The organism is Streptomyces sp. NPDC055254 (assembly GCF_053606025.1).
Genome location: NZ_JBSGQV010000012.1, coordinates 67042 through 78400, shown reverse-complemented (window position 1 = coordinate 78400; position 11359 = coordinate 67042). Strand labels below are relative to the sequence as shown.

Genomic DNA, 11359 nt, shown 5'->3' with positions numbered 1-11359 from the left:
ACATGTAAGGCAAAACACGCGGGCACGGCCCTTACCAACCCCGTAATCTGGAGAGATGCCCGCACTTCCCTCGTCCTCGACGACCATCGCCGCCCCTGCTCCGGAAGCAGTTGTTCCGCTCCCCGCCACGGGGAACGGCCTCGGCCCGGTCGCGCTGGTGATCTCGGCGGGGATCTCGGTGCAGTTCGGCGCCGCCCTCGCGGTCATGATCATGCCCAGGGCCGGCGCCGCGGGCGTCGTCACGCTGCGCCTCGCGGCCGCCGCGCTCGTGCTGCTGCTCCTGTGCCGCCCCAAGGTGCGCGGGTACTCCCGCGCCGACTGGGGCACGGTGCTCGCCTTCGGCATCACCCTGGCCGGCATGAACGGCCTCTTCTACCAGGCCGTGGACCGCATCCCGCTCGGCCCGGCCGTCACCCTGGAGGTCCTCGGCCCGCTGGCCCTCTCCGTCATCGCGTCCCGGCGCCTGGTGAACCTGCTGTGGGCCGCGCTCGCTCTCGGCGGAGTGGTCCTCCTCTCCGGCCACGGCGGCGGCGGACTCGGCTTCGGCTCCCTCGACCCGCTGGGTGCGGCCTTCGCGCTCGGTGCGGGCGTGATGTGGGCGGCGTACATCGTGTTCAGCGCGCGTACGGGCCGCCGCTTCCCGCAGGCGGACGGCCTGGCGCTGGCGATGGCCGTGGCCGCCGTACTGTCCCTGCCGCTGGGCGTGTTCGAAGCCGGCTCCGACCTACTGGTCCCGAGCACGCTCGCGCTGGGCCTCGGCGTGGCCGTACTGTCCTCCGTGCTGCCGTACACCCTGGAGATGCTCGCCCTGCGACGGCTGCCGGCCCCCACCTTCGCGATCCTCATGAGCCTGGAGCCGGCCATCGCCGCGACGGCGGGCTTCCTCGTCCTCAGCCAGGCCCTGTCCGCGCTGGACGCCCTGGCCATCGCCCTGGTGATCGCGGCGAGCATGGGTGCGGTCCGGTCCCAGATCCGCAAGCGGGAGACAGCCTGATGGACGTCGAGACCTACCTGGCCGAAGCGCCGGACGCCCGCCGGCCCGCGCTGACGCGGCTGCGGGAGCTGTGCGTGGAGGAGCTGACGGGCTTCGAGGAGATCGTCGCCCACGGCATGCCGGCGTACGTCAGGGCCGGCGAGACGGTGGGGGAGATCGCCTGGGCGAACCAGAAGCAGTACCTCTCCTTCTACCTGCTGCGTACGGACATCCGCGACACCTTCGCGGACCGCCTGGCCGGCCACGACATGGGCAAGGCCTGCCTCCGTTTCCGCAACCCCGCCAAGGTCGACTGGGAGCTCCTGCGCGATCTCCTCCGCGCGACGGCCCGCGCCGAAGCCGCCCCGGACAAGACCTGCTGAACGGCGCTACGAAATCCGCGCGGGCGTGCCTGCCGCGGCGGTGTCGTCCGAGCGGGTGGCCGGGCACCTTCGCGAGTTCTACGAGCAGCTTGCGCCCTATCGCGAGGTGCCGGCCGCGGTTGCCTTCGAGGCGCGGCTACGAGCGGCGGCCCTGAGGTCGGCATGCCCGGCCGGCCGGCACGGGGGACCGGCCGGGCGGGCGTAGCCGAGGGGCAGGTCGAGGTAGGAGGGCGTCGTGTCCGGGGAGGTGAACGCCAGCGTCGCGCGTGGCAGGTTGGCGTCCCCGTAGAAGGGGTCGCGGGCGTCGATGACCAGCATCACGCGGTGGCCGCGCGGGACGTCGTACGCCGTGGCCTGGAGGTCGATGTCCGCGCTGACCAGGCTGTCGGGCGGCGAGCCGAGGTCGGTGTACGGGGCGTGCGTGACGATGTGGGCCGTGCCGTCCGGGGCCATGTCGAAGAGGTACGCGACGAAGGTGGACCCGGGGTTCGCCGCGCGGTAGGTGACGCGCAGCCTCGGTGTGCCGCGCAGCCGGGTGGTCTCGCTGACGGGCGCGGAGGCCCAGACGGCGGCGACGGTGCGGTCGATGTCGCCCGTCGGGTAGGACTTGGGGCGGCCGGCGGTCTCGGCGTAGCCGGAGGTGACGACCTGGTCGGCGACGGTCGCCGGGGTGTCCACCCCGCACAGCACGCCCGCCGACCAGCCGGCCTCGGGCTCCTCGGACAGTTCCCCGGCGTCGGCCAGGTGCAGCCGGTGCACGTGTTCGGTGAGGGAGGACCAGGTGGGGCGGGATTCCAGCGTCTTGCTCCACATGACCTCGCTGAGCACCTCGCCCTCGGCGCCGATGCCGTTGTCGATGCCCTTGAGGTGGTGGTCGAACCAGCGGTGGGCGTCGGTCCAGATCCGGTTCGGCAGGCCGAGCATGCCCGTCATCTCGGGGCCGGAGTGGTCGCCTATGGAGACGGCGAGCCGCTTGGGCCCGGTGAGTTCGTTGAACATCTTCAGGGTCTGGTTGGGCGGGAAGAGCGTCTCGTGCCAGGCGTGCGAGAAGAACACCGGCACCTGGCGGCGGTTGAGTTCCTTGACGTGCCCGAAGGGCGAGCGGAGCTCCGCCCAGCGCAGGGTGGTGGCGACGTCGCGGTCGGCGAGGACGTTGTCGAAGACGCTCTGCGTCTGCGGGCTCAGCCGGGCCTTCGAGGCGGCGGCGAGCAGCGCCCGTACGGCGGCGACGTGGCGGGTGGAGTTCTCGTAGAAGGCCTCTCCGAGGTCGCCCCAGGTGCTGAGCGCCACCACCGCGTCGACCCGGGTGTCGCGCGCGGCGACCAGTTGGCTGATGCCGGAGCCGTACGAGTCGCCGAGGAAGCCGATCTTCGTCACCGGGCCGGTGCTGCGTTCGATCAGGTGGTCCAGGGCGTGGCTGCCGTCGGTGATGTCGAGCGGGCCCGCCACCTCGACCTGGCCCTCGGAGCCGGCGAAGCCGCGGGTGGTGTAGGCGAGGACGTTGTAGCCGCGCGTGGCGAAGAGGGTGGCCTGGACGGCGTACGGAAGCCAGCCGAGGTTCGTCCAGGGCGAGGGCATCACGATCAGCGGCCGGGGTTGGACGCCGGTGTGACGCCAGATCCCGGCGTCGAGCAGGTCCCCGCCGGCGCCCGTCACCTTGCCGCGGGTGAAGACGGCGACGGAGCGGGCTTCGGCGACCTCGGCGGCGCGGGCGGGGGCGAGGTCGGTGACGTCGCCGCTCTCCAGGGCGGAGACGAAGGCCCCGAGGGCGGTCGCGTCGAGTTCGGGGTAGAGGGAGGCGAGGGGTGCGGGCGCGGCTGAGGTCACGTCGGTACATCCTCTTCGTCGGTGTCTTCGAGTGTTCTTCGAGTCTTCGTCGAGTGGCATGGACGTGGTGCGCCCGCCCGGGCCCGGAGCGGGAACGTCCAGTATCGGCGTGACATCCCGTGACGTATCGCGAGTTTCCCGCTTACGGCCTGAATCGCCCCCCGGGGGCCGGGGTGGGGCGGATGTTCCGTGGAGCGGCCCGACCTGCGGGTGCCGGACGGCCTGCCAGGGGGGCGCGCATGAGGGGGAGTTGGCGCGGCTGGCGGGAAGGCGTCGCCCGGCAAACTAATCATGCAAGCATGCTTGATTGTTTTCTCAGGTGGTGCCAGTCTTCCCCTCACGCCGAGAGGGGAGCCCGCCGTGCTCGATCCGTCCGCTGTCGCCGTCTTCGCCGACCTGCGCGAGGAGGGTCGTGAACTCGACGCTCTGGTAGCGGAGTTGAGTGGGTCCGACTGGGCCCGCCCGACGCCCGCACCGGGCTGGGACGTCGCCCACCAGATCGCCCACCTGCACTGGACCGACCGGGCCACCCTGCTGTCGCTCACCGACGCCGCCGGCTTCGGCCGCATGGTCGAGGAGGCCCTGGAGGCTCCCGACTCCTTCGTCGACGACGGGGCGCGGGAGGGCGCCGCGCTGGCGCCGGCCGAGCTGCTGGCCCGCTGGCGGGCGGGGCGTACGGCTCTGGACGAGGCGTTCGCCGCGGCCTCGCGCGACACCCGCTTCCCCTGGTACGGGCCGCCCATGAAGGCCGCCTCGATGGCGAGCGCGCGGTTGATGGAGACCTGGGCGCACGGCCAGGACGTCGCCGACGCCCTCGGGGTGCGGCGGACCCCGACGGCGCGGCTGCGGCACGTGGCGCGGATCGGCGTACGGACCCGCGACTACGCGTACGCGGTACGGGGGCTGGCCGCGCCCGGGGCGGAGTTCCGCGTGGAACTGACCGCTCCGCAGGCCGCTTCCGGTCCTGCGGGCGCTTGCGGTGCTCCTGCCCCGGCGGACGTGTGGGCGTACGGCCCCGAGGACGCCGTGCAGCGGATCACGGGCCCGGCGCTCGACTTCTGCCTGCTCGTGACCCAGCGGGCCCACCGCTTCGACCTGGCCCTGACGGCGACCGGTCCGGACGCCGACCGCTGGCTGGACATCGCGCAGGCCTTCGCCGGTCCGGCCGGCGCCGGCCGGGCGCCGGGGGGTTCCCGATGACCCGCCGGCCCCTGCGCATCGGCAACGCCTCGGGCTTCTACGGGGACCGGTTCAGCGCGTTCGCCGAGATGCTGACCGGCGGCCCGCTGGACGTGCTCACCGGCGACTACCTGGCCGAACTGACCATGCTGATCCTCGGCCGCGACCGGTTGAAGAACCCGGACCTCGGCTACGCCAAGACCTTCCTGCGCCAGCTGGAGGAGGGCCTCGGACTCGCGCACGACCGGGGCGTACGGATCGTCGCGAACGCCGGCGGCCTGAATCCGGCGGGCCTCGCCGACGCCGTACGGGCCCTCGCGGGCAAGGTGGGCGTCCCGGTGTCCGTCGCGCACGTCGAGGGCGACGACCTGATGCCCCACGGAACCGGCGGGGAGGGCGCCCTCACGGCCAACGCCTACCTCGGCGGGGCCGGGATCACGGCCTGCCTGCGGGCCGGCGCGGACGTGGTCGTCACCGGCCGGGTCACGGACGCGGCGCTGGTCAGCGGCTCGGCCGCGTGGTGGTTCGACTGGGCCCCCGACGCCTACGACCGGCTGGCCGGAGCCGTGGTCGCCGGCCACGTCCTGGAGTGCGGAACACAGGCGACCGGCGGCAACTACGCCTTCTTCACCGCCCATGACGTCCGCCGGCCGGGCTTCCCCCTCGCGGAGATCTCCGAGGACGGCACGTCGGTGATCACCAAGCACCCCGGTACGGGAGGCGCCGTCACCACCGGCACGGTCACCGCCCAACTCCTCTACGAGACCCAGGGCGTGCGCTATCTCGGCCCGGACGTGACGGCCCGCCTGGACACGGTCCGGCTGAGCGACGCGGGTCCCGACCGGGTGCGCGTGACGGGTGTGGAGGGGGAACCGCCGCCACAGACCCTGAAGGTGGGCGTCACCCGGATCGGGGGCTGGCGCAACGAGGTGGTCTTCGTCCTGACCGGCCTGGACATCGAGGAGAAGGCGGCCCTGGTCCGGTCCCAGCTGTCCGAGGTGCTCGCGGACGTGGCCACGACCACCTGGACGCTGGCCCGCACGGACCACGAGGACGCCCCGACGCAGGAGACGGCGAGCGCCCTGCTCCGCCTGGTCGTCCGCGACCCCTCCCCGGACCGGGTGGGCCGCGCCCTGACCTCGGCGGCGATCGAACTGGCCCTCGGCAGCTACCCCGGCTTCCACGTCACCTCCCCACCGGGCCCGGCCCAGCCGTACGGCGTCTTCACCTCCACCCTGGTCCCGGCCCCCTCGGTGCCCCACACGGCCGCCCTCCCGGACGGCACCCGCGTCCCGATGGCAAGGCCGGCCTCCGGCGCCCGTCCGGCGCCCGTCGCGGGGCCGGCCCCCGTCGCACGTCCGGCGCCGGGCGCCCCGCCGCCCCTGTCCCCGCCGGAGGAGGCCCCGGCCCTCCCGGCCCCGCCGGCCTACCAGGCGCGGGGGGACGGGGCCGGCGCCCCCGCCGGGTCCGGGGGTCCGGGGGCGCTGCCCGCGGTTCCGGGAAGGGGCGGGGCGGGCCGGGGCCCCGCCGGGCCCACCGTCCGCGCCCCCCTGGGCGCCCTGGTCGGGGCCCGCAGCGGCGACAAGGGCGGCGACGCGAACATCGGCGTCTGGGCCGAGTCGGACCCCGTCTGGCACTGGCTGCGCGACACCCTCACGGTGGACGCCCTCCGGTCCCTGCTCCCCGAGACGGCCCCCCACGCGGTGGACCGGCACGTCCTGCCCCACCTGCGCGCGCTGAACTTCACCGTCACCGGCATCCTCGGCGACGGCGTGGCCTCGGGCCACCGTTTCGACCCGCAGGCCAAGGCCCTCGGCGAATGGCTGCGGGCCCGGCACCTGGACGTCCCGACCCACCTCCTCCCACCCGCCCACCCCCCGAACCGGCCCTCGGACCTCGCGCGGCCGTCGGACCCGGTCCGGACCTCGGACCCCGAGCGGCCGTCGGCCGACACCTTCCCCCGGGCCGGCGCCCAGCCGTCGGCCGACACCTTCCCCCGGGCCGGCGCCCAGCCGTCGGCCGACACCTTCCCCCGGGCCGGCGCCCAGCCGTCGGCCCCCGACCCGGAGGTCGGCCCGTGACCCGCCTCGCCACCACCGTCGACCCGCTCGCCCCCGACCACGTCGCCGCCCGTACCGCCGCGCTGGAGCGCCTCGGCGCCCTCGACGACGAGCACGCGAAGGCCCTGGCGGGCGGCGGCGAGAAGTACACGGCCCGCCACCGGACCCGCGGCAAGCTCCTGGCCCGCGAGCGCATCGAGCTGCTCCTCGACCCGGACACCCCGTTCCTGGAACTGTCCCCGCTCGCCGCCTGGGGCAGCGACTACCCCGTCGGCGCCTCCATGGTCACCGGCATCGGCACGGTCGAGGGCGTCGAGTGCCTGGTCACGGCCAACGACCCGACCGTCCGCGGCGGGGCCAGCAACCCCTGGACGCTCAAGAAGGCGCTGCGGGCCAACGAGATCGCCCGGCAGAACCGGCTGCCCTGCATCAGCCTCGTCGAGTCCGGCGGAGCCGACCTGCCCTCCCAGAAGGAGATCTTCATCCCGGGCGGCGCGATCTTCCGCGACCTCACCCGGCTCTCGGCCGACGGCATCCCGACCGTGGCCGTCGTCTTCGGCAACTCCACCGCCGGGGGCGCGTACATCCCCGGCATGTCCGACCACACCGTGATGATCAAGGACCGTTCCAAGGTGTTCCTCGGCGGTCCGCCCCTGGTCAAGATGGCCACCGGCGAGGAGAGCGACGACGAGTCCCTCGGCGGCGCCGACATGCATGCCCGTACCTCCGGGCTCGCCGACTACTACGCCCTGGACGAGCACGACGCGATCCGCCGGGCCCGCCGGATCGTGGCCCGCCTCAACCACCGCAAGCCCCGCACGGACCCCCCGCCGGCCGAGGAGCCCGCGTACGACCCCGAGGAGCTCCTCGGTATCGTCCCGGCCGACCTCAAGACGCCCTTCGACCCCCGGGAGGTCATCGCCCGGATCGTCGACGCCTCCGACTTCGACGAGTTCAAACCCCTCTACGGGACCAGCCTGGTCACCGGCTGGGCCACCCTCCACGGCTATCCCGTCGGCATCCTCGCCAACGCTCAGGGCGTGCTGTTCAGCGCCGAGTCGCAGAAGGCCGCCCAGTTCATCCAGCTCGCCAACCAGCGCGACATCCCGCTCCTCTTCCTCCACAACACCACCGGCTACATGGTCGGCAAGGAGTACGAGCAGGGCGGCATCATCAAGCACGGCTCGATGATGATCAACGCGGTGTCCAATTCGAAGGTCCCGCACCTGTCGGTGCTCATCGGCGCGAGCTACGGAGCCGGCCACTACGGCATGTGCGGCCGCGCCTACGAGCCCCGGTTCCTCTTCGCCTGGCCCAGCGCCAAGTCCGCCGTCATGGGCCCCCAGCAGCTGGCCGGCGTGCTCTCCATCGTGTCCCGGCAGTCGGCCGCCGCCAAGGGGCTTCCGTACGACGAGGAGCAGGACGCCGGGATGCGCGCCTTCGTGGAGGCCCAGATCGAGTCCGAGTCCCTGCCGATGTTCCTGTCCGGGCGGCTGTACGACGACGGGGTCATCGACCCGCGCGACACCCGTACCGTCCTCGGCCTGTGCCTGTCGGCCGTCCACAACGCCCCCGTCGAGGGCGCCCGCGGCGGCTTCGGCGTCTTCCGGATGTGAGCCCGCAGATGACCCACACACCCCTGAACTCCGTACTGGTGGCCAACCGGGGCGAGATCGCCGTCCGGGTCTTCCGTACCGCCCGCGCCCTGGGCCTGGCCACCGTCGCCGTCCATTCCGACCCCGACGCCGAGGCCCTGCACGTCCGCTCGGCCGACGCGGCCGTACGCCTGCCCGGCGCGTCCCCGGCCGACACCTACCTGCGCGGCGACCTGATCATCAAGGCCGCCCTCGCCGCCGGCGCCGACGCCGTCCACCCGGGCTACGGCTTCCTCTCCGAGAACGCCGCCTTCGCCCGCGAGGTGTCGGCCGCCGGCCTCACCTGGATCGGGCCCCCGCCCGAGGCCATCGAGGCCATGGCCTCCAAGACCCGCGCCAAGGAGCTGATGCGCGCCGCCGGGGTCCCGCTCCTCGACCCCGTCGACCCGGCCGCCGCAACCGCCGCCGACCTGCCCCTCCTCCTCAAGGCCGCGGCCGGCGGAGGCGGCCGGGGGATGCGGGTGGTGCGCGCGCTCGACGGCCTCGGGGAGGCCCTCGACGCCGCCCGTGCCGAAGCCCGCTCCGCCTTCGGCGACGGCGAGGTCTTCGCCGAGCCCTACGTCGAACGCGGCCGCCACGTCGAGGTGCAGATCCTGGCCGACGCCCACGGCACGGTCTGGGCCCTCGGCACTCGCGACTGCTCCCTCCAGCGACGCCACCAGAAGGTCGTCGAGGAGGCTCCCGCACCCGGCCTGCCCGCGTCCCTGCGCGCCACCCTGCACGAGGCGGCCGTCGCCGCCGCCCGCGCCGTCGACTACCGGGGGGCAGGTACCGTCGAATTCCTGATCACCGCCGACGGGCGCCCCTACTTCCTGGAGATGAACACCCGCCTCCAGGTCGAACACCCCGTCACCGAAGCGGTCTTCGGCCTCGATCTCGTCGCCCTCCAACTGCGCGTGGCCGAGGGTTCGGCCCTGCCGCCCGCACCTCCGGAGCCCACCGGCCACGCCGTCGAGGCCCGCCTCTACGCCGAGGACCCCGCCCAGGACTGGCGCCCGCAGACCGGAGTCCTGCACACCCTCGCGGTCCCCGGCGAGGTCCGGGTGGACACCGGCTTCACCGACGGGGACACGGTCGGCATCCACTACGACCCGATGCTCGCCAAGGTCATCGCCCACGCCCCCACCCGCGCCGAGGCCGTCCGCGCCCTCGCCCATGCCCTGGCCGGAGCCCGGATCCACGGTCTCACCACCAACCGCGAGCTGCTCGTACGCTCCCTGCGCCACCCGGAGTTCGCGGCCGGGCGGCTCGACACCGGCTTCTACGACCGCCACCTCACCGCGCTCACCACCCCCGCCGAAGACGCCCCCGACGCCACCCTCGCCGCCGTGGCCGCCACCCTCACCGAGCTGGTCCCGGCCCCCGGCGCCGCCCTCGGCACCCGGATCGGCGGCTGGCGCAACGTCCGCTCCCAGCCCCGGACCCGCCGCTACACCGCCGCCGGCGCCGAGTACGAGATCCGCTACCTGCCGGCCCGCAGCGGGCCCCCGACCCTCGTGGACCTGCCGAACGTCCGCGTCCTGGGCGTCGAAGCCACCCGGGTGACCCTCGAAGTCGAGGGAATCCGGCGCCTGTTCCACGTGAAACAAAATTCGAACACGGCAGGCGTCCGCGCGATCTACGTCGACTCCGCACTCGGCGCCCACACCCTCACCCCCGTCCCCCGGTTCGCCGATCCCCAGGACCGCACCGAACCGGGCTCCCTGCTCGCCCCCATGCCCGGCACCGTCGTCCGCGTCGCCGAGGGCCTCGCCCCCGGCAGCCCGGTCACCGCCGGGCAGCCCCTGCTCTGGCTGGAGGCGATGAAGATGGAGCACCGCATCCTCGCGCCCGCCTCCGGCACGCTCACCGCGCTCCACGCCGCCACCGGCCAACAGGTCGAATTCGGCGCCCTGCTCGCCGTAGTCCAGGAGGAACCGCAGTCATGAGCTCCGCCATCGAAACCGAAGAGCACCAGGCACTGCGCGCCGCGGTCGCCGCCCTCGGGCAGCGCTACGGCCACGCGTACCTCGCCCGCGTCGCCCGGGAGGGGGGTCACCCCGACGCCCTCTGGGCGGACGCCGCCAAGCTCGGCTACCTGGGGGTCAACCTCCCCGAGGAGTACGGCGGCGGAGGCGGCGGCATCGCCGAGCTGTCCATCGTCCTCGAAGAACTCGGCGCGGCCGGCTGCCCGCTCCTGATGATGGTCGTCTCACCGGCCATCTGCGGCACGGTCATATCCCGGTTCGGCACCGAGGCCCAGAAGCAGGCCTGGCTGCCCGGCCTCGCCGACGGCGCCCGCACCATGGCCTTCGGCATCACCGAACCGGACGCAGGCTCCAATTCCCACCGGATCACCACCACCGCCCGCCGGGACGGCGACGACTGGGTCCTCACCGGCCGCAAGGTCTTCATCTCCGGCGTCGACATCGCCGACGCGACCCTCATCGTGGGCCGCACCGAGGACGCACGCAGCGGCCGCCTCAAGCCCTGCCTGTTCATCGTCCCCCGGGACACCCCCGGTTTCTCCCGCTCACTGATCGACATGGAGCTCCAGGCGGCGGAGAAGCAGTGGGAACTCACCCTGGACGACGTACGCCTGCCCGCGGACGCGCTGGTCGGCGACGAGGACGCGGGGCTGCTCCAGCTGTTCGCCGGGCTCAACCCGGAGCGCATCATGACGGCCGCCTTCGCCATCGGGATGGGCCGCTACGCCCTCGCCAAGGCGGTGGACTACGCGAAGACCCGCCAGGTGTGGAAGGACCCCATCGGCGCGCACCAGGCGGTGGCGCATCCGCTGGCACAGGCGCACATCGAGTTGGAACTGGCCCGCCTGATGATGCAGAAGGCCGCGCGGCTGTACGACGCGGGGGACGACATGGGGGCGGGGGAGGCCGCGAACATGGCGAAGTACGCGGCGGGGGAGGCGTGCGTGCGGGCGGTGGACCAGTCGGTCCACACCCTCGGCGGCAACGGGCTCACCCGTGAGTACGGGCTGGCGTCGCTGATCACGGCGTCGCGGGTGGCGCGGATCGCGCCGGTGAGCCGCGAGATGATCCTGAACTTCGTCTCCCACCAAACCCTCGGCCTGCCCAAGTCCTACTGACCGCCCCGCCGAACCGGCTGCCCGGACCGTGCCGCCAGGCGGGTCGGGGCCCCCGGGGCTCCGCCCCGGACCCCGCGCCTCAAACGCCGGCGAGGCTGGAATGGCCGCCCCGAGCCGGTCAGCGGGCCGGGTCCCCGCGCCTCAATCGCCGGCGAGGCTGGAATCGCGGCCCCGAGCCGGTCAGCGGGCCGGGTCCC

8 protein-coding genes are annotated in these 11359 nt (G+C 73.8%); 7 read left to right on the top strand and 1 reads right to left on the bottom strand.

Translation table 11 applies throughout. The features are described 5' to 3' along the window. The first annotated feature begins 55 nt into the window (after positions 1–55). Together ACWFQ8_RS15045 and ACWFQ8_RS15040 are read left to right on the top strand one after the other, a co-directional pair. Positions 56–994: an EamA family transporter gene (locus tag ACWFQ8_RS15045; protein WP_453786652.1), complete on the top strand. Its 939-nt coding sequence runs from the start codon at positions 56–58 to the stop codon at positions 992–994. Beyond that, positions 994–1356 carry an iron chaperone gene (locus ACWFQ8_RS15040; RefSeq protein WP_453786651.1) on the top strand — a complete coding sequence of 121 codons (363 nt, stop codon included), beginning with the start codon at positions 994–996 and terminating at the stop codon, positions 1354–1356. Before ACWFQ8_RS15045 ends, ACWFQ8_RS15040 begins: the two co-directional genes overlap by 1 nt. Before the next feature lie 96 nt (positions 1357–1452). Here the strand turns inward: ACWFQ8_RS15040 and ACWFQ8_RS15035 are convergent, their stop codons facing one another. Then, positions 1453–3183 (bottom strand): CocE/NonD family hydrolase, encoded by a 1731-nt coding sequence (locus ACWFQ8_RS15035; protein WP_453786650.1) that lies wholly within the window; start codon positions 3181–3183, stop codon positions 1453–1455. 360 nt (positions 3184–3543) lie between these two features. On the opposite strand from ACWFQ8_RS15035, the gene ACWFQ8_RS15030 reads away from it, so the two are divergent. From ACWFQ8_RS15030 to ACWFQ8_RS15010, 5 genes are read left to right on the top strand one after another with little or no spacing between them, the layout of a single operon-like run. After that, positions 3544–4383 carry a TIGR03084 family metal-binding protein gene (locus tag ACWFQ8_RS15030; RefSeq protein WP_453786649.1) on the top strand — a complete coding sequence of 280 codons (840 nt, stop codon included), beginning with the start codon at positions 3544–3546 and terminating at the stop codon, positions 4381–4383. Continuing rightward, positions 4380–6443 carry an acyclic terpene utilization AtuA family protein gene (locus ACWFQ8_RS15025; RefSeq protein ID WP_453786648.1) on the top strand — a complete coding sequence of 688 codons (2064 nt, stop codon included), beginning with the start codon at positions 4380–4382 and terminating at the stop codon, positions 6441–6443. Before ACWFQ8_RS15030 ends, ACWFQ8_RS15025 begins: the two co-directional genes overlap by 4 nt. Next, positions 6440–8038, top strand: a complete 1599-nt coding sequence (locus ACWFQ8_RS15020; RefSeq protein WP_453786647.1) for an acyl-CoA carboxylase subunit beta — start codon at positions 6440–6442, stop codon at positions 8036–8038. Before ACWFQ8_RS15025 ends, ACWFQ8_RS15020 begins: the two co-directional genes overlap by 4 nt. Positions 8039–8046: 8 nt before the next feature. After that, positions 8047–10005, top strand: a complete 1959-nt coding sequence (locus tag ACWFQ8_RS15015) for an ATP-binding protein (RefSeq protein ID WP_453786646.1) — start codon at positions 8047–8049, stop codon at positions 10003–10005. Further along, positions 10002–11162, top strand: coding sequence for an acyl-CoA dehydrogenase family protein (locus ACWFQ8_RS15010; protein WP_453786645.1), 1161 nt, complete (start codon positions 10002–10004; stop codon positions 11160–11162). The genes ACWFQ8_RS15015 and ACWFQ8_RS15010 overlap by 4 nt, the downstream gene beginning before the upstream one ends. Positions 11163–11359: the final 197 nt, after the last annotated feature.

Excerpts from the sequence above, each read along its gene's own strand:
- ACWFQ8_RS15045 (WP_453786652.1), top strand. The coding sequence starts at position 56 with ATGCCCGCACTTCCCTCGTCCTCGACGACCATCGCCGCCCCTGCTCCG.
- ACWFQ8_RS15040 (WP_453786651.1), top strand. The coding sequence starts at position 994 with ATGGACGTCGAGACCTACCTGGCCGAAGCGCCGGACGCCCGCCGGCCC.
- ACWFQ8_RS15025 (WP_453786648.1), top strand. The coding sequence starts at position 4,380 with ATGACCCGCCGGCCCCTGCGCATCGGCAACGCCTCGGGCTTCTACGGG.
- ACWFQ8_RS15015 (WP_453786646.1), top strand. The coding sequence starts at position 8,047 with ATGACCCACACACCCCTGAACTCCGTACTGGTGGCCAACCGGGGCGAG.
- ACWFQ8_RS15010 (WP_453786645.1), top strand. The coding sequence starts at position 10,002 with ATGAGCTCCGCCATCGAAACCGAAGAGCACCAGGCACTGCGCGCCGCG.